Origin of the sequence: Pedobacter africanus, from assembly GCF_040548825.1 — a bacterium.
In the GTDB taxonomy this organism is placed as follows: Bacteria; Bacteroidota; Bacteroidia; order Sphingobacteriales; family Sphingobacteriaceae; genus Pedobacter; species Pedobacter africanus_A.
Window position 1 is genome coordinate 487,557 of record NZ_JBEPSL010000004.1, and the last position, 17,276, is coordinate 504,832.

The window sequence follows — 17,276 nt, forward strand, 5'->3', positions numbered from 1 at the left end:
GCCGCTAAGATACTATTTCAAAATGGTTTTTTAAAAACTCGCCCGTATAGGAACCTTTTGCATTTATCAGCTCTTCAGGTCTTCCCTCGAACACCACGTTTCCGCCTTTATCGCCCCCCTCCGGACCAATGTCTATGACCCAGTCGGCCGATTTGATCATATCCATATTGTGCTCAATTACCAGCACAGAGTTTCCCTGTTCAATTAAGGTATTCAAAGCAATCAGCAGTTTTTTGATATCGTGAAAATGAAGACCTGTAGTGGGTTCATCAAAAATAAACATAGTTTTACTGGCACTGTTACCTTTAATTAAAAAGGACGCCAGCTTAATGCGCTGCGCCTCGCCACCAGAAAGGGTATTGGACGACTGCCCCAGGTGAACGTAACCAAGACCTACATCTACAAGAGGCTTTAGCTTATTTAGGATCTTTGGTTCATTGCTAAAAAACTCAACTGCTTCTTCTATCGTAAGGTCCAGGATATCGGCTACATTCTTATCCTGGTAGGTTACATCCAGCACCTGTTGTTTAAACCTGCGGCCACCACAGGTTTCGCATGGCAAATAAATATCGGCCATAAACTGCATTTCTATCTTTACCTCCCCTTCGCCCTGACAAACGTCACAACGACCGCCCTCTACGTTGAAAGAGAACGCCGCAGGCTTTAGTCCCGCTGCCTTAGCTGCTGGTAATGCGGCAAAAAGAGACCTGATATCGTCCCATGCTTTCACATAGGTTACAGGATTTGAACGGGATGAACGACCTATCGGGTTCTGATCTACCATCTCTACCTGGCTCACCAGATCGTAATTACCATAAATACCATCGTAAGCACCGGTCTGTTCTCCTGCATAGTTACCTATTGCTTTCTGCAAAGCAGGATAAAATATCTTTTTGATTAAACTGGTTTTTCCTGATCCTGAAACCCCACTCACCACAGTAAATACACCAAGAGGAATTTTTACATCTATATTTTTAAGATTATTTTCTCGTGCACCCTTTATCAATATATTGTCTTTCCAGCTTCTGCGTTTTGCAGGAACAACTATTTTTTGCACTCCAGAAAGATAACTGCCGGTTAAACTGCCTTTATCCTTTATGATCTCATCATAAGTTCCGCTGAACACCAGGTTTCCACCGTGTGTCCCTGCTTCGGGCCCTATATCGATAATATGATCGGCTGCCTTCATCATTTCCTCCTCATGCTCCACTACCAATACTGTGTTGCCTACATTTCTTAGCGATTGCAGTACTTCTATCAGTTTATTGGTATCCCTTGGGTGAAGACCTATACTCGGTTCGTCCAGAACATAAATAGACCCAACCAGACTGCTGCCCAATGAAGTCGCCAGGTTAATGCGTTGCGACTCCCCGCCGGATAGCGTATTGGAAAGACGGTTTAAAGTCAGGTAGCCTAATCCCACATTATTCAAATAAAGTACCCTGTTCCGGATTTCAGCCAGCAAACGTTTGGATATCTTCTGTTCATTTTCAGAAAGCTTCAGGTTTTCAAAGAAACCAAGTAAAGTAGCCAAAGGCATAAGCACCACATCCATAATCGATTTGTTGTCAATCTTAACATAAGAAGCATCTTTACGCAAGCGTGATCCCTTGCAATCCGGACAAATGGTTTTACCTCTGTATCTTGATAGCATAACCCTGTACTGAATTTTATAGGTCTGCTCTTCCAGTTCTTTGAAGAAATCATCAAGTCCGCCAAAATATTTATTACCTGTCCAGATGAGCCTCTGCTCCTTTTCTGTAAGTTCGTTATAAGGCCGGTGAATAGGAAAATTAAATTTCTCTGCATTTCTGACCAGGTTGTTTAACCATTCACGCATCTTCTCTCCACGCCATGGTGCAATTGCATTGTCGTATACACTTTTGCTCTTATCAGGAATAACCAGGTCCTCATCTATCCCGATTACATTACCATAGCCTTCACATCTTTTACAGGCCCCGTAAGGATTGTTGAAACTAAAGAAATTAGGTGTTGGCTCTTCAAAGCGGATCCCATCCAGTTCAAACCTGTCGCAAAAATGATTCAGCTTACCATCAAATTCCACGTAACAGTCTCCTTTACCTTCAAAAAAGGCGGTCTGAACAGAATCGGCAATACGGCTTAAAGTTTCCTCCTCCTGGTTCACCACTATCCTGTCAATCAGAATATTGATGATATGCTCATCCGTAAGTTCAAAATCCTTAAATTCCTTATCTTCCAGAATATCTTCGATCTTATAAATCTTCTTTTTGTAGGAAATCCGGAGAAAGCCCTTTTGCAGCAAAACCGCAAGTTCTTCTTTAACCGACCTGTTATTGTGCGGAAAAAGTGGACAAAAAATAGTGACCACACTTTCGTCGCCCAAACCCGATATAAAATCTACGACTGTAGTTACCGTATCTCTTTTAACAATCTTACCCGATTCGGGAGAGTAAGTCTTACCGATCCGGGAAAAAAGAAGTTTCAGGTAATCGTAGATCTCTGTTGAAGTACCCACGGTTGAACGTGGGTTGGAGGTGATTACTTTTTGTTCAATGGCAATAGCGGGTGCTATACCTTTAATATAATCCACATCAGGCTTATTCATCCGCCCCATGAACTGCCGGGCATAAGATGATAAACTTTCAACATAGCGGCGTTGTCCCTCTGCATATAAGGTATCAAAAGCAAGTGAAGATTTGCCGGAACCGGACATTCCGGTGATGACTACAAGCTTATTTTTTGGGATGGCCACATCTATATTTTTTAGATTATGAACTCTGGCACCCTTTATGATAATATTTTTATGTGGATCTTTATTGATTTCCTTATTCATTGATTTCCTGCTAGAATACCGCTAATATAACCCAAATAACGCAATTTTGGTTTTTTACGGAAATGCAAAAATAAGGCACTCAGCCCACTTTTAATTTTTTTTAACACTTTTTATATGGTTTTGTAATAAAAAAATGCTTCTTTTGAAATATTAACTAGTAAATCAAACCACTAACTAACAAACTAATAGGAGAACTCATATAGAAGAAAACATCTACTAAGTATTTTTTTAGCAAGCAGCAAGGGAATTTAGTACGGATACTCCTATGAAACTACAACAATATAGTGACCAAGAATTGGTGAAGTTATACCTTACCGGCAATGAAGCGGTTTTGGAAGAACTTCTGAAAAGACATAAGTCAAAAATTTACACCTCCATATATCTATTGGTAAAAGATCAGTACCTGGCTGAAGATATATTTCAGGATGCCTTTATTAAAGTAATCAACACCCTCCGATCAGGCCGTTACAATGAAGAAGGTAAATTTCTACCCTGGGTAATGCGTATTGCACACAACCTGGTTATCGATTACTTCAGACGTGAAAAACGGGCTCCCGTAATTACGAGCGCCGACGGCACAGATGTTTTCAATTTGCTTCAGTTTCATGAAGAAAGTGCAGAGGATAGAATGCTGAGGGAACAAACGCATTTTGACCTGAGGGCCATGATTCATTTACTGCCAGACGATCAGAAAGAAGTGCTGATCATGCGTCATTACGCTGACCTGAGCTTTAAGGAAATTGCTGACCTGACGGATGTAAGCATAAACACCGCATTGGGGCGTATGCGTTATGCCTTAAATAACCTGCGCAAAATGATGAAAGTGAAGGAAATCTCTTAATTATCATGCGTATCCTATTAAAAAACGCACATTTCATTTGTAAAAAATAAATTACAATTAATTATAGTTAAGGTTAAAATAAATTAATAGCCATAACGTTAAATTAGTAAAACTAATACAACGTTATTTGCTTATGATGGAAACCTTTACTTCAATTGACAATTTAAATTACCAGCAACAAAAGCAGGAGGCAAATTCTGCAACAGAGGCTGAGGGAATTGATACTGCATTTTATGACCACATAAAAACACAGTTGGATGCCCTGAAACGAGAGCCGTCGGATGAAAGCATCTCACGGATCCTGGCTTATTCAAAAGCAAAGTAATTTAAAAAGAACCTAAGCTGTCAGAAACCTGGCAGCTTTTTTTTTAGCATAAATTATCTAAGTTTGCCTATGCTTAAAAAAGAAAGATATCAGCTCTTTGTATCCCATTTTTCTGCCAGACAACCTGATGCAGAAACTGAATTGCATTATAACAATCCTTTTCAGCTTCTGGTAGCAGTTATATTGTCTGCTCAATGCACAGATAAGAGAATTAATCAGGTTACTCCGGCATTGTTCCAACGTTTTCCAAATGCAAAGGCCTTGGCAGAAACTACCCCGGATATTGTATTCGATTACATCAGAAGTGTAAGCTATCCCAACAATAAAGCGAAACACCTTGTGGGTATGGCCAATATGCTCCTGAACGATTTTAATAATGAAGTACCTGCCGATGTAAATCAACTGCAGAAAATGCCTGGCGTTGGCAGAAAAACAGCAAATGTGATCGCATCGGTGATTTATAATGCGCCAGCAATGGCTGTTGACACCCATGTTTTCAGAGTAGCCAACCGGATTGGGCTAACCAATGGAAAAACTCCGCTTGCAGTAGAAAAGGATCTGGTTAAAAACCTGCCCGAACATACCATCCATATCGCACATCACTGGTTGATCTTACATGGCAGATATATTTGTGTGGCGCGTTCGCCAAAATGCAGCATTTGCGAGATCACTCATTTCTGCAGGTATTACGAGAAAAACAACAAAGCAACTAAAATAATTAGTGAAATTTAACTGCAAGCAAATTAAAATAAACTTTATTTGTTGAATTAAAATAAAATTACTTTATATTTGCTAATATAATTAGCACAAAGAGACAGATCTGGCCAAGGCACTGAGTGGCCACTTTCTTAAAGAACTATAAATGATATGAGCACAAACGCAGACAAACTAAAAGCATTACAACTTACTTTAGATAAGTTAGAAAAATCATATGGTAAAGGTACCGTAATGAAACTTGGAGATAACGCTGTAGAACCTATAGAATCCATTTCAACGGGATCTATCAGTCTGGATATCGCTTTAGGTATCGGCGGTGTACCTAAAGGAAGAATTATTGAAATATACGGACCTGAATCTTCCGGTAAAACTACACTGGCTACACACATTATAGCAGAAGCGCAGAAAAAAGGCGGTATCGCGGCAATTGTTGATGCGGAACATGCCTTTGACAAAGGATATGCAAAGAAACTTGGTGTTGATGTAGACAACCTCCTGATCTCACAGCCAGACAATGGTGAGCAGGCACTGGAAATTGCAGATAACCTGATTCGCTCAGGAGCAATTGATGTCATTGTAATTGACTCTGTGGCTGCCCTTGTCCCTAAAGCTGAGATTGAAGGTGAAATGGGTGATTCCAAAATGGGTCTGCACGCCCGTTTGATGTCCCAGGCATTACGTAAACTAACAGGCACCATTTCCAAAACTGGTTGCTGTTGTATCTTTATTAACCAATTACGTGAGAAAATTGGCGTAATGTTTGGTAACCCTGAAACAACTACCGGCGGTAATGCACTTAAATTTTATGCTTCTGTACGACTGGATATTCGCAGAACCTCTCAAATCAAAGATTCTGATGAAGTTTCAGGAAACCGGGTAAAAGTTAAAATCGTAAAAAATAAGGTTGCTCCCCCTTTCCGTATTGCCGAATTTGACATTATGTTCGGAGAAGGTATATCTAAAACAGGCGAGATTATTGACCTTGGTGTTGATTTTAACATCATCAAAAAAGCAGGATCATGGTTCTCCTACGGAGATACCAAACTAGGACAGGGAAGAGATGCTGTTAAACAACTCCTGCTCGATAATCCAGAATTATCTGAAGAAATAGAAGCAAAAATACGTACTGAAGTAACCGGAGAAAAGCTGGAAGAAAAAGAGTAGTATTATATCTCAAAACAAAAGGGCTAGTCATTAAATATGACTAGCCCTTTTGTTTTACCGGTAACTTGGGGCCCGCTGTATCTTAGGTGTGTTGCTTTGGCCGCTGTTTATAAACTTACTATCGTATTTAAGGATTGCGATCAATGCAATCACCGCCATTCCAATTAACACCAGGATACCTATGTAATTTCTGTTTTTATCTTTTTTTATCAGCCAACCTAAAAAAACAATCAGGGGGATCAATACCAACCCAAAAAATATATAGCTTGCTCCATTCATAACTTCTTATTTAAGTTTAAAATTCCATTCTAGAGAGTGGTGCCACATCCTGTCCTACGAAATCACCCTGCTGATATTTATGATAACCTGCAATTGCAATCATACCCGCGTTATCTGTACAATATTGAAACGCAGGTACGAAAACATTCCAGTGTTGCTTTTCGGCCATTTCCTGCAATGCTAAACGCAAACCGCTATTCGCAGACACCCCACCGGCGATCGCAATTTCCTTTATACCGTAATGACTGGCAGCCTTTTTTAATTTATTGAGTAGGATCCCCACAATGCTATGCTGCACTGAAGCACAGATATCATTCAAATGTTCTGTGATGAAATCAGAATTGTCCTTTTCCCGCGCCCGGATAAAATACAAAATCGAAGTCTTAAGCCCACTAAAACTATAATCCAAGTTTTTTATCTGTGGTTCAGGAAATTTAAACGCCAAAGGATTACCTTGCTTAGCATATTTATCAATTAAAGGTCCGCCCGGATAAGGCAGCTTCAATATTTTTGCTGTTTTATCAAAAGCTTCACCAGCAGCATCATCCAGCGTTTCGCCTACAATTTCCATATCAAAATAATCTCTCACCAACACAATCTGTGTATGTCCGCCAGATACAGTAAGGCATAAGAACGGGAATTTCGGCTTTGGATCATCTATAAAATGTGCCAGGATATGTGCCTGCATATGGTTTACAGCAATCAAAGGTAAATCAAGCGCCATTGCAAACGATTTTGCAAATGATACACCTACCAGCAATGAGCCCAACAAGCCAGGCCCCCGCGTAAAGGCAATCGCGTTCAGATCACTTTTACCAACTTTGGCATCATTCAACGCCTGCTGAATTACAGGAACAATATTCTGTTGATGCACCCTTGACGCAAGCTCAGGAATTACACCACCATAATTTTCATGAATTGTTTGGTTTGCAATAACATTGGCAGTAATTTTGCCGTTGTTACATATGGCAACTGAAGTTTCATCGCAAGAAGATTCTATAGCAAGTATTACTGACACGGTTATTTATAATTAAGCTACAAAACTATTAAAAAACTATTAAAAATACTGCTTTGGCTTGTTGCATCAGTAATATTACTTGCTGCTGTCATTCTCTTCGCACTTCAATTTAAGCCGGTGCAGACTTATGTAGCAAAAAAAGCTGCTGCATACCTCTCCCAAGAACTCAACACCACAATATCCTTGAGTGGGATATACATTAAGCCTTTCAAATCAGTTGTACTGGAGGATCTATTGGTGCTGGATCAGCAGAAAGACACCCTTCTGAGTACGCCAAAGTTTCTGGTCGACATTAACCAACTCTCACTCAAACAAAGAATAATAGCAGTAAATACTGTTCAGATTAACAATGGTTCATTCTTTCTAAAATCTTATAAGGACACCACCTCAAATCTTGATTTCATTATCGACTATTTTGATTCAGGGCCAACTCCGGTTAAAAAGAAGAAAAAACCCTATAAAATCTCATTTGAAAGAGTAATACTTAACAACGTTGGTTTTAAATACAAAAACTATCGTCGGGACACCGTGATGAAAGGTGTTAATTTTGACGATGTTGATTTAAAGGGGCTGAATGGTATTTTTGAAAACCTGAATACAAAAGATCATATTGTTCAGGCAAATATAAAAGATCTTACCTTCAGGGAAAAAAGTGGCTTTTATTTAAAAAATCTGACTGCATTTACGACAATAGACACCAATAGTATTGAATTAAAAAAACTACTTCTGGTAACGAACCGTAGCCGATTATCTGACTACTTCCAGATGCGCTTTAAAAGTTTTGGGGATTTTGACGACTATATCAACAAAGTGAGAATGAAGGCTAACTTTAAAGACAGCCATATTTCTTCGCGCGATGTTTCTTATTTCACTTCCGATCTTGACCAGATGAGTCTGGACATTGATGTTGATGGCCAGGTAAATGGCCTGGTTAACAATTTAAGAGCAAAAAAACTCTCTGTAAAGGCAGGAAAAGCTACCCATATCAAGGGAGATTTTATATTGAAAGGGCTGCCTTATCTTAAGGAAACCTTTATGGACCTCAAGATTGAAATGGCCGGCACCAATAAAACCGACCTGGATGAAATTGTAACCAGCATTACCGGTAAAAAAGAAAAAGTAGTTCCCAAAATAGTCGATAAGTTTGGCAACATTAACTTTAATGGCTCTTTTACCGGATTTAAAAATGACTTTATTGCCTACGGGGAGTTTAAGACCAAACTGGGAAGATTGGTTTCCGATGTAAATATGAAAATCGATAAAAAAGGCACCCCCTCCTACACCGGAAATGTAAAAACCTACGATTTTGATATAGGAAACCTGGTTGATGAAAAAATGCTTGGCCGTCTATCTGCCTCATTATATGTAAAAGGTCGTGGTACGGAAATGCACAATCTGTCAGAAAAATTAAATGGTGACATCGAGTACATTGATTTTAACCACTACAGGTATCGAAACGTTAAAATTGACGGTACATTTGACAAGAAGTATTTTGATGGAAGTTTAAAAATTAACGATAGGAATATTCAGCTTGCATTTGATGGCGGAGTTAACCTAAACCCCAAATTGCCTGTATTTAATTTTAAAGCCACCATAAAAAATGCAAAACTAAGGGCCTTAAAACTGTACAAAGACTCCTTAAAAATAGACGCCGTATTCAATACAAATTTTTCCGGCACCAACCTTAATAACATACAGGGAAAGCTACGACTACAGGAAATTACCCTTGATAATGTAAAAGGTGTTTATCACATAGACTCGGTAGAGCTACAAGCCAGCGGATTGGGTAAGGACCGCAACCTGACTGTAAAATCAGACATCCTGGATGCCAGCATTAAAGGACAATACGATCTAAATACGCTACCCTCTTACTACAAAGCCCTGGCAAAAAAATACATCCCTTCTTTAAAAGCAGACATTGTAAAATTTGGCAACCAGATATTTCAGTTCAACCTGAACATCAAAAGATTTGAACCCATTGCCGAATTGCTGGTACCCGGTCTGTCTATTGAAGACCAGGCCATTTTTGCCGGAAACTTCGACTCGCCCAATAACATCGCCACTTTAAATGGTTTTATCAAAAAACTCAAATATAAAGGTGTAGTAATAAATAACATCATTGTCGATGAAAACACCAGTACCAACCAGCTGCAAGCCATTATTACCTCAGATCGGGTAGATTTGAACGATAGCCTTTACATTAAAAATGTCAATATATCTAATATCTTACGCAATGACAGTTTATCATTGAATATTAAACTATCTAACGAAGACGATGTAAATCAGTTGGATTTAAACGGCTTGATTGAATTCGCCAGCGACACCACTGCACGTGTAAGCATCCTTCCTTCCATTTTAAAGGTTAATAACGAAGACTGGAAAATACAGGAGAAGGTAAGGATTAATTTTCACGAGGGAAAAACTGAAATCAATAATTTCGACCTTGCCAATGGCCGGCAGCTGTTAACACTGGACGGTGTGCTATCGGGCAATCCCGAAGACATGTTACGGGTAGGATTTAAAGATTTTAGCCTGACCACCTTAAATCCCTTTGTAAAGGCAATGGGTTTAAAACTCAGTGGCAACGTAAACGGCGAAACCAGGCTTTCCAATATCCTGAAATCGCCCGAAATAAGGGATAACATCAAAATTGACTCCCTTACTTTTAATGACACCTATATAGGTAGCCTTACAGACACCTCTTCATACGACCAATCTAAAAAAGCAGCCAACATATTTACCAATATTGTTGCGGCCGACCGGGAAACACTCAGGGCTACCGGAAGTCTTGACCTGGAGAAGAAGGAAATGGACGTTCTGGTCAAACTGGATGAAAGCGAATTAGCCGTTCTGGAACCATTCGTCAATGAGTTGGTTTCAAATCTCAAAGGTCATATATCTTCCGACCTGACCATTAAGGGGCCGTTTGACAAACCTGAAATTAAAGGCACTGTTGCCTTTGATAAAGCTACGATGACCATCAATTATCTCAAAACAACTTATACTATTTCGGATGAGGTAACTGTGGATAATAGTGTTATTGCTATCAAAGATCTCAAATTACTGGATACAGACAATGATGAGGCCATTGCTAATGGCACGGTAGACCTTAATGACCTCAACAATCCAACCCTGGATGTTGATGTGAATGCCAACCATTTCATGGCCTTAAATACCACCGAAAAAGACAACCCTTTGTATTTTGGGCGGGCATATGCCACCGGGTCTTTTAAATTTAAAGGTCCTACCAATAAAATGTTTATAGATATTGATGCTAAAACTGAAAAAGGAACGGTTTTTAACTTACCACTAAACAGCTCCGAAACTGTATCCAGCAAAGACTTCATTACCTTTGTAAGTAAAGACACCACCAACTATGTAAAGAAACAAACAAGTTTCGACGGACTTACTATGAGCCTGAAACTATCAGTTGATGCCAGTAGTACCGCAAATATCTTTACAACACTGGGTAAATTAAGTGGTAAAGGATATTCCAGAAACCTGGCCTTGAACATCAACAGCCTGGGCGATTTTGAAATGTCGGGCGACTACATTATAGAAAGCGGAAGTTTTGATTTTACTGCGCAGGAAGTGATCAATAAAAAGTTTACCATTCGCCAGGGCGGTACCATCAGATGGACAGGCAACCCTTCTGCCGCACAGATCAATTTGAAAGCCATCTATGCACTTAGGGCGAGTACAGCCGATTTGTATACAGCAGCTAACCGCGAAGGATCTAATGCCAATGAAAGGGTATTAACCGAAGTGGAAATGGGACTTACCGGTTTATTGCTCAAACCAGATATCAAGCTGGATATCTTCTTCCCTTCCAATCCTGCGATTAAAGAAGAGATGCAGTCCTATTTTAATGATGATAATAACAGAAACCTGCAGGCCCTCAGTCTGATCATCAGACGGAGCTTTGCCCCGGGATCTGGAAAAGAAGACCTGGGGAAACAATTGTCTTCCGGGGTAGCCAGTACAGCTACAGAACTGCTTTTCAATCAATTCAACAACGTACTTTCTTCATTAAACCTGGATTTTGTAGACATCAACATCCGATCATTAAGTGAGGCAAATGCTTCTTTTCGCTTTTTCAAGGACAGGATCATCTTAAATGCCGGTATCGTTGACAAAAACAGCAGAAGTGACCTTTCTCCAATTGGATTCTCAAGAGATAATGTAGGAAGTGAAGTTGAAGTACTGGCCTTAATTAAAAAAGATGGAACCCTTGTAGGTAAACTTGCCAATAAGCCGCCCACACAACAGAGCATCTTTAATACTGGCTTGCAAAACACCAATGTAACCTCTTTGGGCCTGATCTATACGCAGCAATTTGACAGTTTCAGGGAGTTTATACAAAAAATTTCAGGAAAACTCCGTAAGGAAGAAAAAAAGAAATTGGAGGAGCAAAAAAAGAAAGCAGAAGACGATAAAAAACCTTCTGCTCTCCAAACAATTCCTTCCAACAAAGAGGGAATTATAAACCATCAGAAAAAGCCCAAAAGGAAATGATTCCTTAGCCTTTCATAATTTGATGTCCCATTTTGTCACGTTTTGTTTTCAGATAGTGTTCATTATGCACATTACTTTCAATTTCTATGGCAATGTTTTCTACAATCTCCAAACCATATCCAATTAAGCCGGCCCTTTTGGTAGGGTTATTGGACATCAACTTCATTTTAGTTACACCTTGCGCCCTCAATATCTGGGCTCCTACCCCATAATCGCGTTCATCACCTTTAAAACCTAATTTAATATTGGCCTCTACCGTATCAAATCCGGCATCCTGTAGATTATAGGAGCGCAGCTTATTGATCAACCCAATTCCTCTGCCTTCCTGGTTCATATAAACAACAACACCTTTACCCTCTTTGTCAATCATTTCCATCGCTTTATGAAGTTGAGGCCCGCAATCGCAACGACACGATCCAAAAATGTCACCTGTTACACAAGAGCTATGCACCCTTGCCAAAACAGGTTCGTCTTCAGACCACTCCCCCTTACTGATCGCAAGATGTGTGGCATTATTATCCAATTGTGTATAGGCGGTCATTTTAAAATCTCCCCATTGGGTAGGTAAATTCACCGTTACCTCTTCCTTAATCAAGCTCTCTTTACTTAATCTGTAAGCAATAAGGTCTTTAATCGAAATAATCCTAAGTTGATGCCTTTCCGCAATCTTAATCAAGTCGGGAAGCCTGGCCATTTCACCATCTTCTTTTAATATCTCTACGAGTACACCTGCTTCTTCCATACCTGCCAACCTGGCCAGATCTACAGTAGCTTCTGTGTGACCGGCCCTTCTCAATACACCGCCATCTTTAGCTCTCAACGGGAAAATATGCCCCGGTCTCCCTAACTCCGAAGGATCTATGTTAGGATCTATCAATGCCTGAATCGTTTTAGACCTGTCGGAAGCAGAGATGCCTGTTGTACAACCATGGCCAAGCAAATCTACAGACACAGTGAAGTTGGTTTCATAGGCTGCAGTATTTTTTCCAACCATTGACTCCAGGCCCAGTTCATCACATCTTTGCTCTGTTAAAGGCGCGCAGATCAATCCACGCCCATATGTCGCCATAAAGTTAATCACCTCGGGAGTAGCATTGGCTGCCGCCGTCAGAAAATCACCTTCATTTTCCCTGTCTTCATCATCAACGACAATAATAACTTTTCCCGCTTTTATATCAGCAATAGCATCTTCTATTGCATCCAGTTTAATTTCCATTTTATAAGTATATCCATCATCAGACTCAGTAAAATGCCTGAGATTCAATTAAAATTATATTGCAAAGTTACAACCTTCAAAGACAAATAACAGCTTAAAATATCATAAATAAGTAATGAAATAGCTGATATAGCTTACAAAAACTTATACCTTTAATGCCGTTTTTTTCGATGAAAATCTTTTGAAAAAATTAACGATCAGTGTTTTAAAATAATTCACATCAAACAGGGCCGAATCTACAGTAGCCTTATAGGTAAGAAACGCCCCTAAAGGTGACAAAATGATAATAGCAAGCCACATACCGAAAAAAGGCGTCAGAGAACCCTGTGTAGCAGATTTCTCTGAAACGGTTGCTATGATATGATAGATCAGGAAAAATACTATGGCCATTACCACTGGTAAGCCCAGCCCCCCCTTTCTAATAATTGCACCTAAAGGAGCACCAATAAAAAACAACAGTAAACATGATGCTGCCAGTGTAAACTTCTTCTGATATTCTATCTGAACTTTTATGATATTTTTAACCCGGTCTGCATGTTCAGCGAGCCTCCCCGATGTGGCTTGCTGAATCGAATTTGCCTGGTCCAACGCACTTTGTAATACCGAGAGTCTCTGGTTCTTGGGAATGGAATTTAAAACCTGGCCTTCAATCCTTTTTGCCGGAGTATTAATTTTTGTATAACCTTTGGTATAACTATTCTGTTTATAGTAACCACTCAGGTTCAAAGCAGCAGATTTATTTACCACGGCAAGTTCTTTCTTCAGAGAATCCTCTTTTTTTGTCAGGCCTTTCAGATTAAGCATTTGGGTATTTCCCCTAAAGCCCTCTTCATCTGTTCGGTTCATTTTAAAACTCGAAATGTCGAATTTCTGGTCTGTTTCCTTAAACCTCATCCGGGTAAGTTCCTGTCTTGGGTTATAAGAGGCATTTTTGCCACTCGACTCTTCATATCTTACTCCGTCATGTAAAGTAAGTAGCAGGTAGTCATCATTTTTAGACATTTTTCCACTCTTTGCTATAATGATCTTTGCTATGCCATTATTACTGGTATGATCATATATCATTACATTATGCAAGGAAATTCCATCAGCTCCCTTTTTATCTACGCGTATCGAATACCCAGGTATGCTATTGTTAAATACACCTTCTTTAATCAGAAAGGAAAGCTTTTTATTCCGTATATCCCATAACAGAGAGCCAAATTTTAAATTGGCCTTTGGCAGCATATAGTCAGAAAAAATAAAAGAACTGATAGCCAGGAAAACAATCAGCACTAACAATGGTCTCATTGCTTTCTGTAAGGATACACCAGCCGATTTTATGGCTACAAGTTCATAGTTCTCGCCTAATGTACCAAAAGTCATAATTGAAGAAAGCAAAATAGAAAGCGGGAGCGCCATAGACACGTTTGCCGCTGAGGCATAGTACATCAACTCAAGAATGACGTACCATTCAAAGCCTTTCCCAATCAGGTCATCAATGTACTTGAATAAAAAAAGCATCAACAGAATAAACATCACTATAAAAAAAGTGACGAAGAATGGCTTTATAAATGCTTTGACAAGTAGTAAATGAATCTTTTTCAATGTACAAATGTAGGCAAAGCCAACGAAAAATTAAGCACCTAATACACTATGGAGATAGTTGATCTGATTATCCCATATCTGCCTGCGCTCTGCAAGTGTGTCGTCAGTCGCAAAATCTGTAATTGAAAGCGCCACATCATTAGTTAATTCATCCTGAACAATTTCCATTTCAAAATAACAGTGCGGATCATCATCGATCCATTTAAACTTTACCAGCTTGTTTTCTTTAACGCTTAATAACTTGGCTTTCTGCACCTCATCATCCCATGTAAAAGTATACACCTGATCACGGAAAATTACGTCATCGGCAAACCATTGCGACAGGCCATTGGGTTCACTAATAAAGCTAAATAAAATACGTGGAGACGATCTCAATTCATATTCTAAAGTAAATTTTTTCTTTTCTGACATCGCTAAGCACTTATATTTTGAAATTTTTAGACAATTTTTAACATTTGTTTCTAAAGAAAAGTAATTTATTCTATATTTGCAACTCTTTAGAAAAAAGACCACCCGGCGGGGTAGCTCAGATGGTTAGAGCGCAGGATTCATAACCCTGAGGTCGGCAGTTCGATCCTGCTCCCCGCTACTACAAAAAGCCCATCGAAAGATGGGCTTTTTTATTTTCATTACTTTTTTGATTGATAGTTTTCCGCCAGTTTCAAGGCTTGATATGCGTTTACTATTCCTCCACTCACACACAATTCCCGGAAACTCACACGCTCGCCTTCTCCTCTTTCATTTTCATTTCGAACCTTCTGCTCAACTTTTACAACAGATTTCATAATAATATCCCTTACATCCTGAGGCTTAAGCTGTGGATAATAACTCAAGATTAAAGCTGCCAGTCCTGAGACAACAGGTGCAGCCATGCTTGTCCCATCAAATTCCTCATACTTGGATCCCGGAACGGTGGAATTGATCATAAATCCAGGTGCAAAAACATCGACCGTATACTTACCATAATTAGAAAAAGAAGCCTTCAAACTTGCGTCGTTCTTATAAGCACTCGCGCCAACTTCTATCCAGTTCTTCGCATGCGGCAGACTAAACTTTGCAGTATCAACCACTGGCTTTAAGGGAACTATAGGCATGTTTCTACCACCCGCCATTGCCTGCTGTGGTGCATTTGAATTAGGCCTGAAGCCCATCAGATTAATTTCAGGCTTCTTATGCGATCTTCTGTAAGCTATAGCTTCCGGTCCTTCATAATATTTGTTTGGGTAGTTATCCTCAATATCATTATTCTTATTGTCATTACCTGCTGCATGTACCAATAATACCCCCTTCTGCTCGGCATACTTAACCGCCTCATCTACAGCTTCCTTATTCCACTTAAATCCCTTTCCAAAGCTCATATTAATTACCCTGGCCCCGTTATCTACCGCGTACCTTATCCCATTAGCCACATCTTTATCACGCTCGTCTCCTTCGGGCACAACCCTGATTCCCATAATCCTTACGTTATTGGCAACCCCGTTTATACCTATGCCATTGTCACGCTTAGCGCCGATGATGCCAGACACATGTGTACCATGCTCTGCGTTGGGGCCAGCAACATCACTATTTCCATAAAATCTCTCTTTTGCATTCGCATAATCGTCTCCTACCAATTCTCCGCGCTGGTCGTATTTAGGATTCAAATTATACCTGAGCATTACATCATATTGTTTATAGGCATCCTTCATTTCCTTGTGAAACTTTTCCATAGAGCCACTTTCCTTTGAGCCTTTGCGGATGATCTTTTTGCATTGCTCCTCTTCTTCATTATCTGCCTTATAACTTTCAATGTCTTCCAATGAAGGGATAGCCTTATTTGTAATTCTACCTACCGAATCTAGCATTTTGTTAATGATAGAGATCACCGCAAAAGATTGATGTGCTTCGTCATATTTTTTTCCGAATTCCGCTGTTACTTTTGTATAAAGCGCAAATTCTTCCTTCTGAGTGCTATCTAAAACAGTCGATTTTATTGTGGACCTATATTTAGGTTGATACGCTTTAAAAATTCGTACCAGTTCCAGATTGTCGTAGGCCAGATTACCATTTTTTGAACCGATAAAATTCCAACCGTGTATATCATCTATATACCCATTACCATCATCGTCAATGCCGTTGTTAGGAATCTCCTTTTTATTGGTCCACAACACCTCTTTTAAATCTTCATGGGTTGTTTCAACACCACCATCTATTACAGCTACAATAATATTCTCTTTTGGCTTTTTATTCCTTAACAACTCATTGTAAGCTTTTTCTGTACTAATACCAAAATATCCGTCTTTTGTTAAATCCAGATTGTACCAGTTTGCCGGTAGCTTTACATCTTTACTTTGCGAAAAAGCAGCTGTATTAAACAGAAGCCATATTGCACAGTATATAATCGTTCTCCATTTCATCTTCTATGTATTTATTCAATTAACGTAGAATACAATTATACGGTTTTATTGCCTTTAGGATAAAGATTTAGCATATTTTAACTAAAATTCAACCTTAAAAGTCTTACTGCAACACCTTTCTTTCAATGTTTTTTATATAATACTGGTACAGATATATATATTTACCTGGGAAATGTTGTGGAGAAATATTGAAAGATATCTGTTTTCGCCCTGTAGGATATCATCAGCGGGCTGATATTCCTGAATGCTGAGTGGTTGTTTTTCAGCAGGCGTGGAGGGGGGGGCTTAAGGAATAGCCGATAGTTCACTAAACAAGAAAAGCCTGTAGTTTATGGCTACAGGCTTTCTTTAAGATTTGGCACCGACCTACTCTCCCACGTGTTACCGCAGTACCATCGGCTCT

General features: G+C 39.4%; 12 protein-coding genes and 1 tRNA gene. 6 read left to right on the forward strand and 7 right to left on the reverse strand.

The annotated features are described in order from the left end of the window. Window positions 1–4 precede the first annotated feature (4 nt). Window positions 5–2,815: an excinuclease ABC subunit UvrA gene (uvrA, locus tag ABIE26_RS21685; RefSeq protein ID WP_310145687.1), complete on the reverse strand. Its 2,811-nt coding sequence runs from the start codon at window positions 2,813–2,815 to the stop codon at window positions 5–7. A gap of 265 nt (window positions 2,816–3,080) precedes the next feature. On the opposite strand from uvrA, the gene ABIE26_RS21690 reads away from it, so the two are divergent. The 4 genes from ABIE26_RS21690 to recA all read left to right on the forward strand — a co-directional run bounded on the left by ABIE26_RS21690 (window position 3,081) and on the right by recA (window position 5,862). Continuing rightward, window positions 3,081–3,656 (forward strand): RNA polymerase sigma factor, encoded by a 576-nt coding sequence (locus ABIE26_RS21690; RefSeq protein ID WP_310145690.1) that lies wholly within the window; start codon window positions 3,081–3,083, stop codon window positions 3,654–3,656. 133 nt (window positions 3,657–3,789) lie between these two features. Next, window positions 3,790–3,981, forward strand: a complete 192-nt coding sequence (locus ABIE26_RS21695; protein WP_310145692.1) for a hypothetical protein — start codon at window positions 3,790–3,792, stop codon at window positions 3,979–3,981. Window positions 3,982–4,050: 69 nt separating this feature from the next. Beyond that, a complete protein-coding gene (gene nth / locus ABIE26_RS21700) occupies window positions 4,051–4,713 on the forward strand; it encodes an endonuclease III (protein WP_310145694.1) in 663 nt (220 codons plus the stop codon). A 135-nt stretch (window positions 4,714–4,848) separates the two neighbouring features. Further along, window positions 4,849–5,862 (forward strand): recombinase RecA, encoded by a 1,014-nt coding sequence (gene recA, locus ABIE26_RS21705; protein WP_310145696.1) that lies wholly within the window; start codon window positions 4,849–4,851, stop codon window positions 5,860–5,862. A gap of 54 nt (window positions 5,863–5,916) precedes the next feature. Here the strand turns inward: recA and ABIE26_RS21710 are convergent, their stop codons facing one another. Beyond that, the gene (locus ABIE26_RS21710) at window positions 5,917–6,141 is read right to left on the reverse strand and encodes a hypothetical protein (protein WP_310145698.1); all 225 of its coding nucleotides are present in this window, start codon (window positions 6,139–6,141) and stop codon (window positions 5,917–5,919) included. Between the two features lie 16 nt (window positions 6,142–6,157). Then, the gene (gene tsaD / locus ABIE26_RS21715; protein WP_310145699.1) at window positions 6,158–7,159 is read right to left on the reverse strand and encodes a tRNA (adenosine(37)-N6)-threonylcarbamoyltransferase complex transferase subunit TsaD; all 1,002 of its coding nucleotides are present in this window, start codon (window positions 7,157–7,159) and stop codon (window positions 6,158–6,160) included. 117 nt (window positions 7,160–7,276) lie between these two features. On the opposite strand from tsaD, the gene ABIE26_RS21720 reads away from it, so the two are divergent. Next, window positions 7,277–11,674: a translocation/assembly module TamB domain-containing protein gene (locus ABIE26_RS21720; RefSeq protein ID WP_310145701.1), complete on the forward strand. Its 4,398-nt coding sequence runs from the start codon at window positions 7,277–7,279 to the stop codon at window positions 11,672–11,674. A 4-nt stretch (window positions 11,675–11,678) separates the two neighbouring features. Here the strand turns inward: ABIE26_RS21720 and ABIE26_RS21725 are convergent, their stop codons facing one another. The 3 genes from ABIE26_RS21725 to ABIE26_RS21735 all read right to left on the reverse strand — a co-directional run bounded on the left by ABIE26_RS21725 (window position 11,679) and on the right by ABIE26_RS21735 (window position 14,888). Then, entirely contained in the window at window positions 11,679–12,890 is a 1,212-nt protein-coding gene (locus ABIE26_RS21725) for a bifunctional 3,4-dihydroxy-2-butanone-4-phosphate synthase/GTP cyclohydrolase II (protein ID WP_310145703.1), read from the reverse strand. Window positions 12,891–13,034: 144 nt separating this feature from the next. Beyond that, entirely contained in the window at window positions 13,035–14,477 is a 1,443-nt protein-coding gene (locus ABIE26_RS21730; RefSeq protein ID WP_310145708.1) for an LptF/LptG family permease, read from the reverse strand. 30 nt (window positions 14,478–14,507) lie between these two features. Then, window positions 14,508–14,888: an START-like domain-containing protein gene (locus ABIE26_RS21735; RefSeq protein ID WP_310145710.1), complete on the reverse strand. Its 381-nt coding sequence runs from the start codon at window positions 14,886–14,888 to the stop codon at window positions 14,508–14,510. Window positions 14,889–14,992: 104 nt separating this feature from the next. On the opposite strand from ABIE26_RS21735, the gene ABIE26_RS21740 reads away from it, so the two are divergent. Next, a tRNA-Met gene (locus ABIE26_RS21740) sits at window positions 14,993–15,066 on the forward strand. Window positions 15,067–15,106: 40 nt separating this feature from the next. Here ABIE26_RS21740 and ABIE26_RS21745 read toward each other — a convergent pair. Next, the gene (locus ABIE26_RS21745) at window positions 15,107–16,873 is read right to left on the reverse strand and encodes a S8 family peptidase (protein WP_310145712.1); all 1,767 of its coding nucleotides are present in this window, start codon (window positions 16,871–16,873) and stop codon (window positions 15,107–15,109) included. Window positions 16,874–17,276 lie beyond the last annotated feature (403 nt).

Excerpts from the sequence above, each read along its gene's own strand:
- ABIE26_RS21745 (WP_310145712.1), bottom strand. The coding sequence starts at position 16,873 with ATGAAATGGAGAACGATTATATACTGTGCAATATGGCTTCTGTTTAAT.
- ABIE26_RS21710 (WP_310145698.1), bottom strand. The coding sequence starts at position 6,141 with ATGAATGGAGCAAGCTATATATTTTTTGGGTTGGTATTGATCCCCCTG.
- nth (WP_310145694.1), top strand. The coding sequence starts at position 4,051 with ATGCTTAAAAAAGAAAGATATCAGCTCTTTGTATCCCATTTTTCTGCC.
- ABIE26_RS21695 (WP_310145692.1), top strand. The coding sequence starts at position 3,790 with ATGATGGAAACCTTTACTTCAATTGACAATTTAAATTACCAGCAACAA.
- uvrA (WP_310145687.1), bottom strand. The coding sequence starts at position 2,815 with ATGAATAAGGAAATCAATAAAGATCCACATAAAAATATTATCATAAAG.
- ABIE26_RS21690 (WP_310145690.1), top strand. The coding sequence starts at position 3,081 with ATGAAACTACAACAATATAGTGACCAAGAATTGGTGAAGTTATACCTT.
- recA (WP_310145696.1), top strand. The coding sequence starts at position 4,849 with ATGAGCACAAACGCAGACAAACTAAAAGCATTACAACTTACTTTAGAT.
- ABIE26_RS21725 (WP_310145703.1), bottom strand. The coding sequence starts at position 12,890 with ATGGAAATTAAACTGGATGCAATAGAAGATGCTATTGCTGATATAAAA.
- ABIE26_RS21735 (WP_310145710.1), bottom strand. The coding sequence starts at position 14,888 with ATGTCAGAAAAGAAAAAATTTACTTTAGAATATGAATTGAGATCGTCT.